The following is a 19820-nucleotide window of genomic DNA, read 5'->3' on the forward strand; positions in this document are numbered from 1 at the left end:
ATAGGCTGCTCCAGTAATACATAGACAGCCTATTGCAAATATGGGCTCACATTCTACGTTCCGCAGTACGTTCGATATGGCCGCTCGGACGCTTCTGGCAAAGCAGCATATTCCTCTTGATCGGCCGTATAAGCGTAAGGATCGGACAACACCTTCAGCAATTTCATCATGATGCTGTAATCACCGCAATTTTCTGCCGCTTCCAAAGCTTCCTCTACCCGGTGGTTACGGGGAATAATAGCCGGATTGTGCTCTTTCATCACTTGCTGTGCAGCAGCCTTGTCCAGCGGCTGCCGTCCAAGTCTCTCCTGCCACTTCTCATGCCATTCATTAAACTCCGAGCTTCCAAAGAGAGCTGTATTTTCCAGCTTATTCAGCGTTAATGCACGAAATGTATTCGTATAATCCGCTTGATACTTTTGCATCAGCCCCAGCAGCTGCTCAACTAGAGACTCGTCTTCCAGCTCAATAGTAGTGAGCCCCAGCTTGGCTCTCATTCCCGACAGCCAATGACGGTGATACAGCTCAGCATAATCAGAAAGCTTTTCCTCGGCAATCGCAATGGCCTGCTCTTCTTGCTCATGGATCAAAGGCAGCAGCGATTCAGCCAATCTCGACAAATTCCACACACCAATACCCGGCTGATTGCCGTAAGCATAGCGGCCTTGGGAGTCGATGGAGCTGAATACAGTCGCTGGATCATATGTATCCATGAAAGCGCATGGACCATAATCAATCGTTTCTCCGCTAATCGCCATATTGTCTGTATTCATTACACCGTGAATGAAACCGGCAAGCTGCCACTTCGCAATCAAAGCAGCCTGGCGCTCGATAACCTTTTGCAGCAGCAATAAGTAACGGTTCTCACCAGTCTCGCCGGCAATTTCCGGGTAATGCCGCTCTATTGTGTAATCAGCTAACGCGCGAAGCTCTTCAACAGTCCCCCATTTCTCAGCATATTGAAATGTACCGACCCGAATATGACTGGCCGCTACGCGAGTCAAAATCGCTCCCTTCTGCACGGTTTCCCGGATGACGGGCTGACCGGTTCTGACAACAGCCAGACTGCGGGTTGTAGGTATACCGAGCGCATGCATCGCTTCGCTGATGATGTATTCGCGCAGCATAGGCCCCAGCGCCGCGCGCCCGTCGCCTTGACGGGAATACGGCGTTATTCCCGAACCTTTGTACTGGATATCCATTCGTTCACCTGCAGGTGTAATTTGCTCCCCGAGCAATAATGCCCGGCCATCCCCCAACATGGTGAAATAGCCGAATTGATGTCCGGCATATGCTTGTGCGAGAGGCTCGGCCCCTTCCGGAATTTTATTGCCCGCTAAAACGGCAGTTCCCTCTTCGCTCTGCAAAGCTGCAGCATTTAATCCGAGCGACGCGGCCAACGCTTCGTTCAGCACGATCAGCTTGGGCGAACGGGATGTCGCTGGCACGAGCTTGCTGAAAAAAAGTTCCGGCAAACGAGCGTAGCTATTGTCAAAATTCCAGCCGGCATCTGTCATCGCCTTGTTATCTGTCATAAGTTTTTCCTTCTCTCCGTTCGACATTGGCAGCTTATGTAATCTGCTCCTGCTATTTATTATAGCCTATTTCACAATGCCCACGCATTACGAAGAAAGAAATTGTGCGTGCTACTTTTCCTTGTCACTGTAAACCGCATACTTAATTAAATAACCCAATCCCAGTCCGACTAGCACTCCAGGAAATGCTTGTTTAAACAGCAATCCAATCCCTGCTCCTATAATGACACATGCGTAAATAATGATATCTCCTTTTTGCATAAACTAACTCCTCTTATGAAAATTTCTCTCCCTCCACGCCATAACGTCATAACTTCTGAGGAAGGGATTCAATGACTTTATTATAAAAAATGACGCGACGTCGCTTTCAAGTATTATTTTAGTCGGTAAAAAAAACTTGATATTGACGTCACGTAATCTTATATAATCATTTTCACAACAGTAAGAGGTGATGAAATGAAGAAATACTACGTTTTTCTGCTTTTTCTGTGTATGCTATTTCTAGGTGCCTGTAACAATATTGAAGATGATGATCGGCAAACTATTTCGCTCGGAAAAGCAGATCTCATCCATATCGACCATGGCAGTACAGCACTGGAAGTAGAATCTGCGGATATAGAGTCGCTCGAAGTTTCCTCATTTTTGCATAAGGGATTTGTTATCGAGGAGGGGAAACAAACAATTAAAATTCGTCCAAAAAGCGATGTCAGACGCATGCTTAATATCGGAAAAACGCCTTCTTTATCTATCCGGATTCCGACTTCTTATGAGGGAAAATTAACAGTTGACGGTTCTTCCGGCAACGTGAACATAAAAAATATAAACGTTCAGCAGCTCGACATTCAGGGGAGCAGCGGAAGTGTATCACTCGAATATTTAGAAATAAATAGCAATATAAATGTTTCTGTTAAAAGCGGAAATATTCTTTTAAATCTGAAAGACAAAAACTCCAGTATAAACTGGCTTTTGCAATCTGGTAGCGGCAGACGATCGATTGCCATTCCAATAGACAATCGTCAACAAAGTAACAAAAAGACACAGGGTCAAACAGGAGATGGCTCATTTCATGTGCAGCTCCAAACTACTTCTGGAAATATAACGGTAAAATAAAGCAACTTGAACTCCCCTGCAGATCTGGATAAGATATCGCCAACAAAAGAGCAGTCCGCTCATGAGAAACGGGCTGCTCTTTGCTTCAGCTTTGCCAATTTCATGCTGCGAAAGCTCCACGCGCTTCTGCTGATCGCGGTTGTTAATCGAGTTCTCTTCCCCGGATAAGCGTTCCTTCCCCGGGCGCCGCGCTCCATGGCGTTGCATAAGACGGCGGCTGCATGTAGCGCTCCATCTTCATATGGAGCTTGGCACCCGCTCCGCTTCCAAGCCGGATATGAAACCATTTCCCGTCCGCGGGAACGATTTGCTCCAGACCGCCGTCCTGCCCATATTGCTCCACCTGCACAAACCGGTGCTCTCCGAAAGTGCCGGCTTGCACGATCAGCTCCTTTTCCTCGAACAGACTCATATTCACAAGCTGCAGCGTAACAGTGTCGTCCGTTAGATGCTCGACAAGCGCCGCTACGTCTTCCGGGAGTCCGGGACGCCGCTTCGACGCATCGTAGTAACGAACGCGCGCGTGCTGCAAGCCGCCGTGATAGAGGTGCATGGGACCTCCCAGCGTGAGCTGCGCCAATCCCTCGACGATCAGAGGGGTCAACTCCTGCCATATATGAATGTCCATGGAGGACTTATTAGGATCCCAGCGTCGCGGATCGAATTCATCCGACCTCAGCTTCTCCAACTGTCGGGCAATCGTCTCCAGGTTGGCGCTCAGCAGGTTCTCCGGATAGTCAGGCGATTGACCGCGGATGTAACGGAACCATTGCGCCGTATTGGCGTTGAAGCCCATATGGACGCCATTGGAACCGTCATCGTAGTCGTTATAGTTCGAATTGACCTTCTCCCACCAGCCCTCTGGCCAGCCTCTCTCCGCTCTCTGCGCATCCTCTTCCGCCATGGAAATATTCCACAGATAAATCGGATACATCGGATGCTGAATGCGGAAATCCCGCCAACCGTCATCGTAATGGCGATTGGGAACGAGCCGTATCCCATCATCGAGCTTTCCCTTCTCCCACAGCATGTCGAGCTGGGACCGGGCCAGATCCAGAGCGCGGCGATCGCCCGTGAGCAGCACCGCATTGCTGCCTGCCACGACCAGCGGCTCCAGGATCGAGAAGCTTCCGTGCGGCCAACGCCAGCCGTAATAGCCGCCCCACCACTTTCCGTCGTTGTACTCGCCGATCTCGCCCGACAATCCGATGTTATCCGGCGTGATGCCACCGTTGCGCTTGGTCCGCTCCTGCCATGCCTCCAGGTAATCAAGCACCCAGGTGCGATACTGCTCGTCGCCTGTATACATATAAGCATTGGCCAGCAGCGAAGAGGCCAGCAGATTGAGCGGAACGTCTCCCTTGGACTGTCTTTCATTGATTCGCTTCAATATCTCGCCATAAACGCGATCATCGGACCACAGACAGACAGAACCGTTCCCGTCAATGCCAGGAATGTCCTCGAACGGAGGCAAATAATTGTCGAGGACTTCCCGGTGCGTTACCCAGTCTTCCTCCGTCTGAATATGACGCGGTCCCCGGCTGCCGGTAATGGGCGAGCGCATGAGCTTCTTGCGCTTGTCGTAATTGGCCGCTTCTGGATGCTCGCCGCTGTAGAAGCCGGCGAACTTGACCGCTCTTTGCACCGTTCTGCTCTCGCTTGGCGAGGTCAGACCGAAGAAATAGAAATATAAATACCCTTCGCCGTGATGCATCCAATCGTAGTATCCGTCAAACTCGTCGTGAATTTGGCCGTACTGCGTCCACTGCCATGTGATCGCATCCCATACGCGGTGCGCCATTGGCAGCAGATCGTCGCTGCCCCCGAGCGAATAAAGCAGAGGGAGATTCATGAAACCTTCGTACGGATCGTCCGAGCCGTCCATCCCCGGCCACGATTCGCGCCAGATCAGCGTAGCGTCCGATTCCGAGCGGGTATAACGCCGCACGAATTCAACTGCAGCTTCGTTCAGTACCCGAAATAAGAGGCGCTCCAGCAGCGCCCACTCCGGAGGCGCCCAATAATTGCGAACGGTGAGGCTTGCGAAGCCGTCAATCGGTTTGCTTTTATCCATACATTAACTCCTTTCCGGGGCATCAATGCCTGGGGGATGCCTCTCCGACAGAACACCTTTGTAGCGGAAATGAAGCGGGGATACCCCATATATGTGTTTGAACAGCTTGGAGAAAAATCAGCACTCCTCAACCCAAATACTTGCCGCCGTCGACGGGAATTTCCGCGCTGTTGATCCAGGAAGCGCGATCGCCCGCCAACATCACGATGGCATCGGCGATCCGCTTCGGGTCGGCTACCATCTCTTCACGCAGACTGGCCTGATAGGCACGCTTCGCTTCCTCACCGGTGATGCCTTGCTGCTCGAACCACCGCATTAGCATCGGGGTTGCGGTTCCGCCAGGCATAATTGCGTTTACCCGTACGCCCGTCTCGCGCAAATCCAGCGCGAGCCCCCTCGTCATATGATTAAGCGCCGCTTTCAGCGTATCGTATACAAGATTGTTGCGCTCATTAATCAGTCTTGCGGTCGAGCTGATATTAATGACAACCCCCTTGCTTTGAATCAGCCAGGGCAGGGCCTCCTGAACGACGAAAAAAGCGGCCTTAACGTTCACATCGAACAAACGGTCCCACTCGTCATGCGTAATCCGATCATAAGGCTTATTGCACGGCAGACCCGCGCTGTTAACGACGATATCCAATCTGCCCCAACGATCCGTCGTCTGGCGCACGATTTCGGGAGGGGCCGCTGGATCACGAAGATCGGCTTGCACGAACAGCGCTTCGCCTCCAGCGGCCTCTATCTCTCCTGCCGTCTCCTCGCCAAGCGAACGCTCGAGCCCGGTAATGCACACTTTAACCATTTGCTTGGCCAGCCCGATTGCCGCAGCTCTGCCGATGCCGCTTGTCGAGCCGGTAATCAACGCCGTTTTATCATATAGCTCCTTCATGGCTTTGACCCTATCAAGCGAGCTTCTAACTGTCTCATTGCCGCGAGCTCGCGGGGTAAATGGATATCATAAGGCTCCCACTCGACCCATTCACCGGACAGATAACCTTCATAACCGCCCTCCTGCAGCAGCTGAAGCAGCTTGAAATGATCGAAGTCGCCTGTCCCAATCGGCAGCAATTGCAGACGGTCGAGAGTGGTCAATCCGTCATGGATATGAACATGCGCGAGCCATGGCTCGACAATCCGATACGCCTCCTCCATCGCAGTAAATCCCTCTCTTTGCGTATGCATCACATCCCAGAGCACTTTGATCGAAGCATGATCGACAAGACGCATTAAATCCGCCATGTCCGACGGATCGGACCAGTGATCATGCGTCTCTACGACAACCTTGATTCCTTTCGACGCGGCATATGGCGCGATTTCCCGCAAGCTTGCCGCCACGACATGAAGCGATTCCCGCACCGTTCTGCCCAGAGGGAGCTCGCCGCAGAACACTTTGACCAGCGAAGCGCCCACATCGCATGCAAGGTCGATATAGCGGCAGGTCAGTTCGATCTGCTCCTGTGCGGTCGCCGGATCGATATATTCGCACGAAGTACCCAGACAACACAGCTCGATACCGGACCGGCTCGCAGCTTCCCTGATTCGCTGCCGCTCGGCACCGGAGGCTTCCAACTCGATGCCGTGCCGGTGTCCGCAGCCGACACGCGGCTCGAAGCCTGCGTAACCGTAACGACTTGCCGCCGCGAGCACATCCTCAAGTATCAGTTCCTGACATGAAAAGCTGACAAAAGCATACTTCATTCGCATACCTCCTTCTCCTTCATTAACCGATATCAACCGCACGCCCCAGCTTGGCCGAAGCATAGATGGCATCGATGATCCGTTGAACGAGCAATGCTTGCTCCAGACCGGTCTTCGGATTCGTTCCGCGTGCGACTGCCTCGCCAAAATCGCCGATTAATCCGTCGCGGCACATGTGAAAGTCCTCCGTACCTTCCCATACCGTCTCCGATCGGACTCCCTGCTCAGGGTTCAACCGGTCAAGGATCAGCCGTTTCACTTGATCCGCGCCTGTCTCGAGCGCGAGTGAGCCCTTCGCGCCGATGATTTGCCACTGCTTGGAATTATGAGCGGCCATATATTCGCCGCGCTCGATTTGCAGCACTTGCCCGTCCTTGGCGCGTATCAGCGCGATCGCATGCGTCTCCGCATCCGAGCCGTCCGGTACGTGATGCCCGATCGTTCCCGGAATAGTCCAGGTCTGGGCGAGTACGGCCTGCGGCGTTAGCGTCCATCCGGTAACTCCAAGCAAATAATCCAACTCGTAGCTGCCCCAATTCGACATGATCCCGCCTCCGTTTGAGGACTTGCTCAGCCGCCATAACGGCGGGAGCCGCTCAGGAGCTTCCATTGCGGCATCGAGTACGCGGCTGTAAATAACGCGCAGCTCGCCAAGTTCCCCCGAAGCGACGATATCCGCGGCCAAACGGGCGTGCTCCAGAAACCGCAGCCGAGCCGTGCAGCTTGCGGCCACAAGTCCGCCCCGCGCCGCAATCAGCCGGCTCAGCTCCGCTGCGTTCATCGCCGCCGGCTTCTCCAGCAGCACATGCTTGCCGGCGGCAAACGCCTTGAGGGCAAGGTCGGTTCTGCCTTTCGGCGGCATCGCGAATATGATTCCATCCACCTGCGGATCGTCAATAAGCTCATTGGCATCCGTATAGACGGAGCCGATTCCGAATCGGCCCGCCAGCTCCCGCACCGCCTCCTCGCGGATATCGGCGGCGGCTACCGCTTCCATCCAGGGGAATTCCCCCACCGCCTCAAGGTGCGATTGGGCAATTACGCCGCAGCCGACGATGCCGATGCGGACGTTCCCGTTCATCGTATCCATTTTATCGCTTCTCCTTTGTGCCCCACCCGGCCTTACGAGAACGCCTTACCTCAACAACCCTTTGTAAGGGGCTGCAGCCACCGAGGTGATATCCAGTCCGTCCGCCTGCGCGGCTTTCAAATAAATGCCTTCGTTCATCCGCAGAAAATCGGGAATGCCTCCCGGATACAACAGCCGATCCGGCAGTGATTTGGCCGGGTCGATCCACGACGGGCACTCTCGACCGAAGAGCGGCTCGTCTTTGCGCCCGAACAGCTTGAAGGTGTCCAACCAGAAGTAATCCCCGATCGCCCAGTGTTTGCCGCTCTCGATCCAGAAACATTGATCGCCGAGCAGAATGGAGGTTCGCTCGTACGGCTTCCAGAATGTCTCCCAGAAGGAGTCGTTTATGCCGTGCCGATAGGCAAAAGAGTAGAAATCATGGGCATGCCACCCTGTGCTCGGCGCCACGTCGGATTCGTTCAACCAGCCGGTAGCTGAGGTGAAATAACCCCGCGGATTTTGATAGTAAGCATAAGTCGCATCGCTGCGCCTTATGAATTCCTTGCATTGCTCATCCGCAGTATGTTCAAGATAGCGGGCGATGCCGTAAAGCGTATGGCCCATGCCGGCGATCAGCATCGGCGAATCGACTTTTCGCCAGCCGGACTCCACTTTCACCCAGAAGCGGTGAACCCGCGATTGCCTGCTGCTATCCGTCCATGCGGAGCGAACAATATGCTTACACAGCGCGCCCGCGTGCCGCAAATATTTCTCATCTCCGTATACCTCGTAAGCAAGCACGAGCGGTGCGATCATCAAGCCGTAATATTCCGCCGGCTCCGTCACATCGCGGATCGTCAGGGTGCGCAGCGTGCCTTCGCACTCATCGTCCGGCATGCCGCGAACATGGAATCGGTCGATTATGAAGTCCAGATCCTGCGGAATCTCATCCTTCCAACGGTCGTCGCGGTACACGATTTGAAACAACAGTTTGGCCCACACCCGCGCGTACTCCTGATTGCAGGTGCCTTCCTCGTCCGGCCGTCCCTCGCCGTATCTCCGACAAGCTTCCAAATTGCGCAGAATCGCCAGGCGGATGTTTTCCATCTCCTCCGCCGTCAGGTAATCCTGCCCGTACATGGCGGTAAGCGCCAGCGACACGTCGGTATGAACATTGTGAATAAGTCCCCATTGAAGCGTCTCCCCAACCTGAAATCCGACATGGGCAAACTCTCCATTCGGTTGAAAGGCCGACGTCTGGAATGCAATCATCCGGCTGAGCAGCTCCCGGCCTTTTTCGTTCATCTCCTGCTTGAGCAGCATAGCCAAGCCGATCAGGAAAGGGCTAGCCCATGTCGTATGTCCCGACGTGTAATCATTCCAGCGGTAAGGATTGTCACCCCATACGGAGTGATTGTGAAATCCGTAGATCGCTCCCTCCGCATTCACCCAAGAGGCCATCCAGTTCCCTAATGCCGCTACGTTCGGTTTCATAGTTTTCATCTCCTCATTCTGTTTCTCCGCTACCAATGAAATGTGGATTTACCCGACAGTTTCATCAACGCTTCCATGTAAAAATAATCCCCAAATACCGTGCCTGTTTCGCCAATGCCGCCGCTGTCCCGGTCATATTGCGCGAGCTGCTCCGGCGAGTAGGTGCCATCCGGAAAGTTGACAAGCGACGATTCGATCTCCTCGTTGTCCGTCAAATGAAACGGCGAGGACAGCGATTCGATCATTCGTTCGGCTTGCTTGCGGTAACCGCCATACTTTGCTGCATCCATATCGGACAGCTCGAGAAGTGCGCAAGCGGCGATTGCGGCGGCTGATACGTCTTTAATCCGCGGCCGGTCGGCAGCCAGACGGAAATCCCACACTGGTACCCCGTCGTCCGGAAGCTGCGACAGATAGAACGCAATGAGCCGGAGTGCGGTGTCGAGCTTAGCCGCGTGGCCCGTATAGCGATAAGCCAGCACAAAGCCGTAAATCGCCCAGGCCGTGCCTCTTGCCCAGGCCGATTCGAGCCCGAAGCCGCAGTAGTTGCGCGGCCCGGCCGGTGCTCCGTCTTCGGTTCGGAACTCGTAGGCGTGGTAGATCGAGCCGTCCGAACGTACCATATATTTCGCGGTCGTATCTGCATGCGACATCGCCACTTGTTTGTAGTAGAGGTTCCCGGTTTCCTTCCAAGCCCACAGCAGCAGCGGCAAATTCATCATCGTATCGGCAATCATTGTGGCGCCGTCCTTCTTCTCCAGTTCGTCCATCCGGTCCCAGGCCTGAATCATTCCGCTAAGCGGTAAAAATCGTTTCGCCAACTCGTCCGCCGCTTTGAGCGCCGTACGCCTTGCTCCCGGGTCTCCGGTCGTCTGGTACAACGCCGCGGAGTATAAGGAATACAGAAATCCGAGGTCGTGCATCGTATCTTCGGACAGGTCGTACGCCTTGTGCCTGTACATATCGGCAAATCCGTACACATACCGCAGAAATTCCAACTCGCCTGTCGCATGAAATCCGTGCAGGACGGTTCCGGTCAGGAAGGACAGCGTCCAATGATTCCGGTCGTAAAAGCTTTCCGCACGGGCGGCGTATGAGCCGTTCACCGTCACCACCGGCGCCGCCTCCCCGGAGAACATGCTCATATTAAGCCTTGTTTTGCGCAGTACTTTATGAATCGCGTCATCGTAATTCATGGAAGGCCTCCTCTCATTTTTGGGTGTGCTTGTTCCGCGGTCCGACATCGCTGAGATCGATCGGCACGAATCCATGTAATAGAGCCGGGGAATCATCCGCCATAGCGAAATCGCCCCGCTCCGGATCGGCGAACCGCGGATCGGCCGTTACCGAGTGCAGATCGTATCCCATGACACGCCACTGTTCCATATCGAACCACTCCAGATAACGCATTTCCGCCCGCTCGTCTTTGTCGTAATTGGCGTGGCGCACCTGCTGCCCCTTGATGTCCCAGAAGATATTGCAGTCGCTGCGGAAAGCATTCCGCTGAAGCGCGCCTTCATTTTTGCCGACGAACACAGGGGCTCCGTCAGTGATGAAAATATTTTTCTCGTACGTGATCGAATTATGGTTCTCGATATGGGTCAGCGTGGCCAGACCTTCGCATCCGAAAGCGAATATATTATTGCGCACCGTGTTCTCCCGGCCGATATTCTCGTGGAAGCATTGGCTGTGCGTGTGGTGAACGATATTATTTTCTACAATAATATGAGCGCTGCCTTCGTCGAGATAAATGCCCCAGCCTCCGTAATTTTTCTTCCTGACATTGTAGATTAGATTGCCCCGTACGACCGTTCCGGGCTGCACCCCGAGCAGGTATATGCCGCCCATGTCGTTGATCAGACCGAATCCGAGATCGTGAATGCAGTTTTTCTCGATCTTGTTGTCTTTCGTTACGTTATCGCTGTAGCCCCACTCCCAGCCGCAAGAAATACCGGTATAAAACAAATGATGAATGTGATTGTGGGAGATAACATTGCCGTACGCATGCCTGACAAGAATGCCGACACCGCTTGTAAATACATGTCCTCCGTCATGGATATGATTATCGGTCAATAGATTCCGCCCTGTTCTCATCGACTCCGGCCCCTTGGCGTTCCCAACGGCTGACGCCCCGCTAAGCTTAATGCCCCCGGCGCCGATATCCCTGATTTCGTTGCCGATCAGCCGGTTGCCGACGCATCCATGCGACAGATCGATGCCGTAGAATCCGATATGCTCTAGCAGGCACCGTTCGATCGCACACTGCCTGGCACCGCGCAGCTCGATCGCGCCAGGCAAATAATAAGCCGCCTGAGGCGATGCGGCCAGATTCAGCCCCTCCATCTCCAGCATCCCCGTTGCCAGCTCGGGATCCCCGCCGGGCGGAAGCTCCCAATCGCTGTGCCGGAAGTGCAGGCCTTCGAAGATCAGCCCTTCCACGTACCTATCCTCTTCCGGCGCACCGAGCAGCCGGACGAAGGTCTTGATTCGCGGGGCGACCACTTCCGTCTCCTCGGGTGTTTCTCCCGGCAGCGGAAGATAATACAACTTGCCTTCCGTCCGATCTGCATACCATTCGCCAGGCTCATTCATTCCCTCGAATACATTTTCCACGTAATATTCGGCGTACTGCATGGCCTCGTCGTCGCGCAAGCCAAACACCGACCGGCGGGAGCTGACGACAAGCCGCTTTTCTTCATAGAGTGAAGCGATCGGCATCCGCTCCTCTGCCCAATAGTGGTGAACAACGATATCAACATCGCCCAGATTGCGCCAGCGACGGATGTGTCCGGCTTCATACCGGAACCGGTCGGAACCGGCGAACAGCACGGCTTCGTTGTCGGGAGTTAATTCCAATCCCGGCACACTTTCCATCCGGTACGTGCCTTGTTTCGGGATGCGCGAACGCAGCATCCGCCGCCCGTCAACGAACAACTGGCGGAAGTACCGCGTTCCGAGCCGCAGCTCCGGCATATCCGCGATCCATACCGTCCGCCCCCGCAGTTCGCCGACTTGCCAGCCGGTAATCCGGGTGCCTCCGTCGAACACCGGCGTTTCTCCCGGGTATGCCGCAATATGCACATGACCGGAATCCTCCGGCGAAAATTCGATCGGCTCTGTCACGGCATAAGTTCCGCCGCGAACAAATACCGTTGCCGTGTCGAACGGCTGACCAGCCGCCCTCCATTCGCGAATACGGTCTCTCGCCCCCTCCAGGGAAGCAAGCGGCCCATCGCTGCCATCCCGCAGCGGCTCATCTATCCTTCCCGACCAGCGATCGTTGCCCGCCGTCGCTACATACAGCCGGATGTCCGCCCGACGTTCCTGTGATTCCTCCCGAACATCACAGGCGGCCCCTTCGGCAGCCTCTTTGAATGTCGCCATTTTCATGTACCTCCTTGTATTCGTTTTCAATTATGATGCCGTTCACCGCGCGGCAGCGCACCCTACTAAAAAAAGCCCCTGCGGCAAGTGTAAATCCGCGGAGCTTTATTTAATATGGAGTGATTTTGTTGTTTTATAGCACTTTTCTGCTTTTTGAAGCGGCATCCTCAAGCAAAAGGGCCCCAGCATCGTTATCGACATGTAGTGATTTGATCGTTTACCAGCCTAGTGCCTGCAGTTCCTTTCTCACCTCTGCCATATCGCGATCAGGGTTCAAAGCATGAATCAGTTCAGCCGTAAGCGACAGCGGCCCCTCGGCAAAAACCTTCTCGACTGCGGCCCTGTCAATCGGCATCTCGTAATAGTGACTTGCCCACTCCTCGTACTCATCCGCTGTGCTAATAATTGCACCAAGCAGAAAAGCGGAGCCGTCATCCTCCCCACTCGGAATAAGTACATCTCCTTTTCGCCAACCGGCTTGGCCTGCTTCACACCATAAACAGAACGTGACAACATTTTGCTCTATCGCTTCATCTGCAAGCAGTGACATAAGCTTCGCAGGGACTTGATCATATATTCCCGTCCATACGGTCTCGTCATCATTGGCATAGGGGCTAAGTGCCGATTCGTGATCAAACCCTTTAATAATCACTCCCTCTGCCGCCAGAACGATAAACATATGATCGCCTGAGCCGTTGTCAATCTTGAATAACTCCACGCCGGGCGACCAATGCGGTTCGAACGAATAGTATCGATATTGTTCTTCTGGGCACAAAATGATATCGAGGGCTGCCAGCGCCAGCAGCCGGTTCCGGATGTCAGCTGGCGCAGCCAATTCCATATTTTTCATATATCTTCACTCCTATACCCATCGTTATGCGTAATACTATTTCCCGATCGATACCTGGATTTCCTGCAAATATAACAAAACTGGGTGACACTCAAATGTGTAATCATTGCGGGCAACTGTGAGCCATGCGGACACAGGATCCGTTATTTTGTCGAACCCCGGCTCATTCGGAGGTTTCGCGGACACACGATCCGTTATTTGCCGATTTTGCTGGGGTTCAGCGGCGATTAGAGGCCGATAACGGATCTAATGTCCGCGAACAAGCTGTTTTTGCGTCTTTTTTCACAGATAACGGATCTATGGTCCGCATGCAGCCGCTTCGCCCGCGCTTACAGATGTTCCCACCTGCGGACATCCACCAGAAGCCGAATCAAGGCGAGGTTGTCAGCTTGACGACCTTTACTTCCTCCGGCTGAAGAGACACTTCGAACTGGTCGCCGGTTACCGCGACCGGCGTATTTCCGACCAATTCTTGCCCGCTAACCTGCGCTCCCAGCCCCATGGCGGTGCGGTCGATTGCAATCACGGCGGATACGGCCGAGGCGCCTTGGTTCATCATGGTCAAATAAACCGTGCCGCCTTCCCCGTACCGCTCGACCGCAACCGCATCATTATTGGGAATCGCATGCGTAACCGGCTTCCATCCCGATTCGGCAACCGCCTTCACCAACGGTACGTATTTGACGAACAGTGCCCGGTCACGGTCATAGAATGCCGCATTTTTCCAATAGTTTGTGGCATTGTCGGCCGTCGCGCTGAAGGCGCTTGGAAAGATCCCGTAAAACAGCAATTTCTGCATGTACTTCTCCATATAGGCGTTACTGAACTTGCTGAAATCCGTGTTTTGCAGCATCAAATACGGCTTTTCGCCGGAAAGGGTGCGATACTTGCTCAGCGTTTCGTCGGAATCCGGCGCGAAGGTATTGCCTGCGCCGAGCCAATTGCGCTCATTACCCATAGCGTCGAGCCATGGCATAAACATGGAATAAGCATGCGGCGTACCGTTCGCCATCAGGAAGCGGCCTTCTCCGTGAAGCCTGTCGGCAATCCGCTTCGTCGCCTCCCAACTGGAGAAGGCCCGATGAACGGCCGGCTGCTTCGTCACCTTGGAGAAAACAAGCGGAGACGACGCATACACAAAATGATCCCGGTTATAGTTAAGCGTATACGGCCAGCCGTCGAGCGTATCGAGATACTCCCCGTCCGGCTTCGGTCCTGTCGTATTATACCGGGCATCCAGCTTGTCGTCACTAAAATAGAGCTTGTAGCCGTTCGTTTCGCCAGGCAAATCAGGATTCGCGTTGATCATCCACAGCGCTCCAACGTTCCATGGCGTATCCAGCCATTGCAAGTAAGGCGCTCCCGCATGGTTGGCCATTGCGGCGGCCTGCGACATCTTCGCTTTTTCATCCCCTGCTGCTGCAGCAGCATCGCGGGCACTTATGGCGGTCTCAACGGTCTTTGGCTGCTGTGGGTCGATGCTTTGCCACCACGAAGAAAGTTCCTGATAATGGAAAACAAGAATGTCATTTGCGTTCGCATAAGCAGTATCGACCGGATCGTCGTCGCCTTCCTTGAAGCGGAAACCGAAGTCTTCGTTGTCCGGAATGTCCGAAATCGACGCGAACGGCATCCAAATTCCCTGATTCGGAATCCTGACTTGGTAGTATTCTGGGAACAGCTTCATATATTTGTCGAACGCGCCACGGAAGCCTAAGCCGCCGTCAAAGCCGTACAGGACGAAACCGAAATCAGCGGCCGAAGGAAAATTTGCCGAGTCTGCTGTCAGCCCTAGCTCGAAGGTGATCAGCAGCTGCTTCGTGCTTCCGTTATAATCCAGGCGGTAATGGGTCGCATCCTTATAATCTACGCCAATCGACAACCCCTTGCCTGATGCGGCATCATAAATCGCCGAAATCGGATAGATGGACAGCGGGCCGGTCTCGAAATCGGGCACCTGGCTATTCGTATATACGCCTCCCGCCTGACCGGTTGCGATCGTTCGCGATCCCCGGATATAATCGCCCCACTGCCAGCCCTCCGCATCAACAGGAAGTGCAAAGGTCAACGTAACCGCCCGGTCGGACGACCGCAGATCGGTCAAGCGGCCGCTTACCTTGATCCCTGCGGAAAGCGCTTCGAAATCAGCCTCAATCCCCAAGCCGAGATCGGCAACTGTGCCGTTGAACGCTCCGGTCTGCATATTCGTATCGCCCTGGAAGGCGTAAACATCGGAATCGGCTGCAAAGTCGCGAACGAGGAACCCTGATGATACGCCCGGCACCGCCAGCTCTGTTCCTTGAAGCTTGAGCGAGGCTACTCCCCGGCTGCCCAGCCCTACCTCAAGTCCATCCTGCGTTTGCATCGTCGTATACACGCTGCCCGCCTGGAAGGGAAGCGGGGTTACGACAGTATCTTCAAAGACAGCAGCTTCCGTCGAAATCTCCCGTACCGACATGTCGTCAAACCACGCTTCGCCGGTAGGTCCGTCGCGGAATATGCCGTATACGGTAATGGTCTGTACCGGTTTCTGAGGCTGGAAAAACAGCTCCCGGTACTGCCAGTCATGCGTTCCTGTCCGGAACGGCGCAGTTTGGGCGAATAAGCTTGTGCCGTCCGTAAAGAATACGTCCATGTACAGCGCATAACCCCGATCGATCTCTCCACTGACTCCAGCAGCTTTGCTCCAGCCGCTGGCCACGATTAGTTTCGGGCGCGACTGGTTCAGATGAACGGTCTGGTAAATGCCCGAAGCGTCCCCAACGGCCGAATTGGTCAGCTTGATGCCCCGGGTACCGTTTCTCCCTCCCCCGTTCGTAACGGTATACCCGCTGCCGAACGAGCCCCATCCGTCTATGACAGCGCCTGAAGCGTTATCAAGAGAGCCGTTGATCAGGCGTTCCGTTCCCGTCGTCTCCAGCGCCCGTTTCTCCATAACCTTACCAGATGTCATATACCCAGGCAGTTCTTCCACCGACACATTATCGAACCAGACCGTGCCGGAACGGTCGTTAAACAGGGCGTAAACTGTAATAGATTTCACCGGCTTGACCGGCATAATATAGAGCTGCTTCTGCTGCCAATCGTGCGTCCCCGGGTCGTAGGGCGCGTTCAGTCCCCAGTCGTTCGTGTCGTCCGTATAGGTGATATCGGCATACAACGCATAAGAAGAACCGGCGGAACCACTGACTGCGCCTGCTTTGCTCCAGCCGCGCACCAGCAGCGGCCTGACCTCCGTTCGATTAAGCGCGACGCTTTGGTAGAGGCCGTACGCTCCACTTCCAGAAGTGTTCACCACTTTGGCCGCCATACTGCCCCCGCGTCCCTCTCCCGGCGCGGCCACATAGCCATTCTGCCAAGCGCCCCAGCCAGCGATTTCCGACGAGGCGACCGCTTCGAATCCATTGTTGTGCAACAAATGAGCGGGCATTTCCTCGACGGCGAAGTCGTCGAACCACACTTTTCCCGTTTTGTTGCGCAGAAGGCCGTAAACCGTAATGGCCTTTATCGGTTTTTCCGGATCAATGTACATGACGACTGGCTCCCAGTTATGGGACCCAGTCTGAAAGGCCTTCGCTTCCCCGAACAGATGAGTGTTGTCCGTATAAGTCAGGTCGATCCATACCGAGTAGTCTGAGGATGCGCTGCCGCTGACGTTCTGCGCCTTGCTCCAGCCGCTCACTTTAAGCGGTGCCGTGTCCGTGCGGTTAAGCTCGACGAACTGGTAGACTCCGCACGCTTGGGTAGAGCCCGTCAGCTCGCAGGAGACGGAGCGGGCGCCGGAGCGGCTGACTGCATCCTCGGAAACGTAGCCGCTCCCCCACGGAAACCATCCGTCTGCCGCCCCGCCGCTAACCGACTCAAAGCCGGCATTGGCAAGCAGGCTGCTGCCAAGATGCGGATAGTCCGGTTCCATATAATAGGCATTCGTCGAATCAGCTCTGATTCCCAGCGTAGCGAGAAATAACGCCACGCCCAGCAAAACGGCCAGCGTTTTATGTGAACGATTCCGATTCATCCTGCTTCTCCTCCTTGTAAATAAGCTCCAATCGCTCACCTGCCCGCAAGACAAGCGAATCATCAAACTGCACGAAACGGCCGTTAACGGGATATGCCTTTTCCTCCTTGCCGCACCTTGCGAGAACCGCTCCCCAGCCCTCGAACAATCGGCTGCCGAAGCGGCGCAGCTCGAGCCGACCGCCTGTTACGGACATTGTCATGCATCCGGGCCGCCACTCCACAACTCCCCAGGCAGCGGCGAGCGACCAGAAGCAGCGGAAATTCCGCTCCCCTCCCTCTGCGGGAGAAAACCCGATCATGCCTTCTGTCATGTCGTACTCGAATCCGCTGAATGCCAGCAGCAGCGCGTAGGAGGACATTGCCCGGACATAGTTGCTGCCGCATTCGAATTCGTTCCATGGATTTCGCCGCTCTCCGTCGTAGCGGTCACGAACGGCCCGGACAATAGACAGGCCTTCCTCGACCAGTCCTTCATAGATCATATGGCTCGCCGCCTGATATTCGAAACCGCTCATGCATTCGTCCGCATAGGGAACCGGTACAATCGGAGCCTCTCCCTTCGGCCAGGAGCAGACGATAAGCCCCTTTTCGTCGTTCAGCGCATAAACCCGATTGGCATTGGCATGATCGCGCATCGAGATGAAATTATACTTATATAAGGAAGCGAGCGCCGTGCGGACTTTATCCGGATCGAACACGCTGCCCAGCCCTGCAATATGCGCATGCCATTGGCCGATCACCTGATCGATGTGGCAGCCTTCGCCGATCTGGTACTTGATTTGTCCCAGCTCCGTATCAACGGGATAGCGCTTGTCTTGCAAGTCAATCACCTGATGATAATACTCCCCGTTGAAGGCATAGCGGTCGACCCAGGCACGCCCGTTTTCGAACATCCGGAGGTAATCATCTGCCTCGGGATCGCCAAGAGCGGTTCCCATCCGATAGGCGGCCAGCAGCGCTGCATGGTAATAACCGCTAAGATATGCGTTCGGGCCGTACATCTCCACATCGAGCGTATGATGCTGGGCACCTTCCATTACGCCGTCGCCATCCGCATCCCAGCCATCCTCATTTGCCGAATTCCAGGCGTAAGAAAGCGCTTTCTTCACAAATGGCCACAGACCGGACATCCATGCCGTATCGCCGGATATTTTCCATTCCTTATACGTCCGGATGATGCCGCCCATCTGCCCGTCTGCCGCCGCAAAGTAATTCCACTTTTCTCTGCCCAGAGGAAGCATTGTCCGGAATGCCATCTTGCCGTCGCCGAACTGGTTGTACCTATAATCAGCCGTTCTCATCGAACGGGCCAATGCGGGGAACAGAAACGAAGTCGCCTGCTCGTAATTCCAGACATGCGTGCACGAGCCCTCGCAGGAGCCTTCGTCCGTATGACAGCCCTCGAAGCCGTAAAGCGTTCCGTCCGTTAACCGCAGTACGGTTGGCGACTTGAGCGTCGACAAATTGGCGGAGACCGCATCAATTACTGATTCGGGCAGTGTCGAAGTGAATAACGCCTCCTTGAACCGGAGTGTTTCCTTATACAACCGCTCATAATGACCGAACAGATAAAATGCGGCAGCGCGCGCGTTCTCCAGCCAACCGGCGTAATAATTGCGCCATTGCTCAACACTCGTGCCGGAAGAATCGGACGCCGGGTTCCAATCATTGACAACCCACGGAAAATGCCATGAAATGACGAAGCGAAACGTCGCCGACTCGCCCGGCCTGAGCTTGTGGTGAGCACATACTGTGCATGTGTCGAAGTTTTTCTCTACGACCCGGTATTCATCCAGATTTCGGGGAGTATCGTAGTATCTATTCAAAAACCGGCCGGGACGGATGAAATCCTTCCAAAAAACCGTAACATTGTCAAACCACTCACCGCGATACCAATACGTTTGGCAGCTCACTTCCTGTGCGTCCGTGGACAACGCCAGCTCGCCAAAGCCCGGTTCATCCGGCGTCAGCGATTCGGTCGTGAGCGCAACACCGCGGACGCTTCCTTGCTCAAACGGACGGTTAACCGAACCCCGGGTGAAGGGGTTCGATAAACAGCCTGCCAATGATACCTCCAGCTCTTAATCGGAGCTATTGGTTACCTTGTACACGAAAACCGCAGCCGGTATGGACGAATCACGGTCGTTTAAGGGAATGAACGGATTGAACGCCGTCAGCTCAATTCTGAGCGGATCGCCCTCGTCTTCGAAAGCCAGCTTCGCCAGCGGAAATTCACCGGTGAACGCCGCTTCCCGGTAATGAGGGAAGCCTGCCATATGCCCTCTTCGCGGTCCGAATCCGTAGCCTTCGAACCGGCCTTTGCCCTCTCCCGTATAGGGCGGCTGCTTGTCGGAATGTAGTACCTTGGCCATTACCGTCTTCCCGCTGCGTTCCGCCTTCGCCGCGAAGAACGAGAACCCGTTCAGGCTAAGCTTGCTAGGGCGGTTGAAGATTTCCCAATCGATCAGCCTGCCGTTTCCGGCCAGCCCGATGCTGCCGGTCCCGATCCCTCCGAGCGGAAACGAAATTTCCTGCGTATGCCTTCCCGTATAGACAAAACCTTGCTTCATCCTCATTTCC

13 protein-coding genes and 1 pseudogene are annotated in these 19820 nt (G+C 54.7%); 1 reads left to right on the forward strand and 13 read right to left on the reverse strand.

From position 1 onward, the window contains the following. Window positions 1–53: 53 nt before the first annotated feature. Window positions 54–1535 (reverse strand): protein adenylyltransferase SelO, encoded by a 1482-nt coding sequence (locus tag ACFQ0N_RS15725; protein WP_379327704.1) that lies wholly within the window; start codon window positions 1533–1535, stop codon window positions 54–56. A 111-nt stretch (window positions 1536–1646) separates the two neighbouring features. After that, complete coding sequence (locus ACFQ0N_RS15730) at window positions 1647–1796, reverse strand: hypothetical protein (protein ID WP_379327706.1); 150 nt, start codon at window positions 1794–1796, stop codon at window positions 1647–1649. 195 nt (window positions 1797–1991) lie between these two features. On the opposite strand from ACFQ0N_RS15730, the gene ACFQ0N_RS15735 reads away from it, so the two are divergent. Continuing rightward, window positions 1992–2645, forward strand: a complete 654-nt coding sequence (locus ACFQ0N_RS15735; protein WP_379327708.1) for a DUF4097 family beta strand repeat-containing protein — start codon at window positions 1992–1994, stop codon at window positions 2643–2645. 142 nt (window positions 2646–2787) lie between these two features. Here ACFQ0N_RS15735 and ACFQ0N_RS15740 read toward each other — a convergent pair whose 3' ends face one another. The 11 genes and pseudogenes from ACFQ0N_RS15740 to ACFQ0N_RS15790 all read right to left on the reverse strand — a co-directional run. Continuing rightward, window positions 2788–4719: a DUF8034 domain-containing protein gene (locus ACFQ0N_RS15740; RefSeq protein ID WP_379327710.1), complete on the reverse strand. Its 1932-nt coding sequence runs from the start codon at window positions 4717–4719 to the stop codon at window positions 2788–2790. 127 nt (window positions 4720–4846) lie between these two features. Then, the gene (locus ACFQ0N_RS15745) at window positions 4847–5611 is read right to left on the reverse strand and encodes an SDR family NAD(P)-dependent oxidoreductase (protein WP_379327712.1); all 765 of its coding nucleotides are present in this window, start codon (window positions 5609–5611) and stop codon (window positions 4847–4849) included. Then, window positions 5608–6420, reverse strand: coding sequence for a sugar phosphate isomerase/epimerase family protein (locus ACFQ0N_RS15750; RefSeq protein WP_379327714.1), 813 nt, complete (start codon window positions 6418–6420; stop codon window positions 5608–5610). Before ACFQ0N_RS15750 ends, ACFQ0N_RS15745 begins: the two co-directional genes overlap by 4 nt. A gap of 22 nt (window positions 6421–6442) precedes the next feature. Beyond that, entirely contained in the window at window positions 6443–7510 is a 1068-nt protein-coding gene (locus tag ACFQ0N_RS15755; RefSeq protein ID WP_379327716.1) for a Gfo/Idh/MocA family protein, read from the reverse strand. A gap of 45 nt (window positions 7511–7555) precedes the next feature. Next, complete coding sequence (locus ACFQ0N_RS15760; protein ID WP_379327718.1) at window positions 7556–8986, reverse strand: hypothetical protein; 1431 nt, start codon at window positions 8984–8986, stop codon at window positions 7556–7558. Between the two features lie 29 nt (window positions 8987–9015). Next, window positions 9016–10182: a glycoside hydrolase family 88 protein gene (locus tag ACFQ0N_RS15765; protein ID WP_379327720.1), complete on the reverse strand. Its 1167-nt coding sequence runs from the start codon at window positions 10180–10182 to the stop codon at window positions 9016–9018. A gap of 13 nt (window positions 10183–10195) precedes the next feature. Further along, a complete protein-coding gene (locus ACFQ0N_RS15770; protein ID WP_379327722.1) occupies window positions 10196–12370 on the reverse strand; it encodes a right-handed parallel beta-helix repeat-containing protein in 2175 nt (724 codons plus the stop codon). 217 nt (window positions 12371–12587) lie between these two features. Next, a complete protein-coding gene (locus ACFQ0N_RS15775; protein ID WP_379327724.1) occupies window positions 12588–13220 on the reverse strand; it encodes a hypothetical protein in 633 nt (210 codons plus the stop codon). A gap of 370 nt (window positions 13221–13590) precedes the next feature. Beyond that, window positions 13591–17238 (reverse strand): hypothetical protein, encoded by a 3648-nt coding sequence (locus ACFQ0N_RS15780; protein ID WP_379327726.1) that lies wholly within the window; start codon window positions 17236–17238, stop codon window positions 13591–13593. Then, entirely contained in the window at window positions 17216–18541 is a 1326-nt protein-coding gene (locus ACFQ0N_RS15785; protein ID WP_379327995.1) for a GH116 family glycosyl hydrolase, read from the reverse strand. The genes ACFQ0N_RS15780 and ACFQ0N_RS15785 overlap by 23 nt, the downstream gene beginning before the upstream one ends. 258 nt (window positions 18542–18799) lie before the next feature. Continuing rightward, window positions 18800–19816: pseudogene (locus tag ACFQ0N_RS15790) on the reverse strand (GH116 family glycosyl-hydrolase); the annotation flags it as partial. Between the last annotated feature and the right edge of the window lie 4 nt (window positions 19817–19820).

It is taken from the genome of Paenibacillus sp. GCM10027626, from assembly GCF_042676285.1.
Classification (GTDB): Bacteria; Bacillota; Bacilli; order Paenibacillales; family Paenibacillaceae; genus Paenibacillus_Z.

Bases quoted from the DNA above. Each gene is read 5' to 3' on its own strand.
- ACFQ0N_RS15730 (WP_379327706.1), bottom strand. From the start codon at position 1,796: ATGCAAAAAGGAGATATCATTATTTACGCATGTGTCATTATAGGAGCA.
- ACFQ0N_RS15770 (WP_379327722.1), bottom strand. From the start codon at position 12,370: ATGGCGACATTCAAAGAGGCTGCCGAAGGGGCCGCCTGTGATGTTCGG.
- ACFQ0N_RS15785 (WP_379327995.1), bottom strand. From the start codon at position 18,541: ATGAGAACGGCTGATTATAGGTACAACCAGTTCGGCGACGGCAAGATG.
- ACFQ0N_RS15750 (WP_379327714.1), bottom strand. From the start codon at position 6,420: ATGAAGTATGCTTTTGTCAGCTTTTCATGTCAGGAACTGATACTTGAG.
- ACFQ0N_RS15765 (WP_379327720.1), bottom strand. From the start codon at position 10,182: ATGAATTACGATGACGCGATTCATAAAGTACTGCGCAAAACAAGGCTT.
- ACFQ0N_RS15740 (WP_379327710.1), bottom strand. From the start codon at position 4,719: ATGGATAAAAGCAAACCGATTGACGGCTTCGCAAGCCTCACCGTTCGC.
- ACFQ0N_RS15760 (WP_379327718.1), bottom strand. From the start codon at position 8,986: ATGAAACCGAACGTAGCGGCATTAGGGAACTGGATGGCCTCTTGGGTG.
- ACFQ0N_RS15780 (WP_379327726.1), bottom strand. From the start codon at position 17,238: ATGAATCGGAATCGTTCACATAAAACGCTGGCCGTTTTGCTGGGCGTG.
- ACFQ0N_RS15755 (WP_379327716.1), bottom strand. From the start codon at position 7,510: ATGGATACGATGAACGGGAACGTCCGCATCGGCATCGTCGGCTGCGGC.
- ACFQ0N_RS15745 (WP_379327712.1), bottom strand. From the start codon at position 5,611: ATGAAGGAGCTATATGATAAAACGGCGTTGATTACCGGCTCGACAAGC.
- ACFQ0N_RS15725 (WP_379327704.1), bottom strand. From the start codon at position 1,535: ATGACAGATAACAAGGCGATGACAGATGCCGGCTGGAATTTTGACAAT.
- ACFQ0N_RS15735 (WP_379327708.1), top strand. From the start codon at position 1,992: ATGAAGAAATACTACGTTTTTCTGCTTTTTCTGTGTATGCTATTTCTA.
- ACFQ0N_RS15775 (WP_379327724.1), bottom strand. From the start codon at position 13,220: ATGAAAAATATGGAATTGGCTGCGCCAGCTGACATCCGGAACCGGCTG.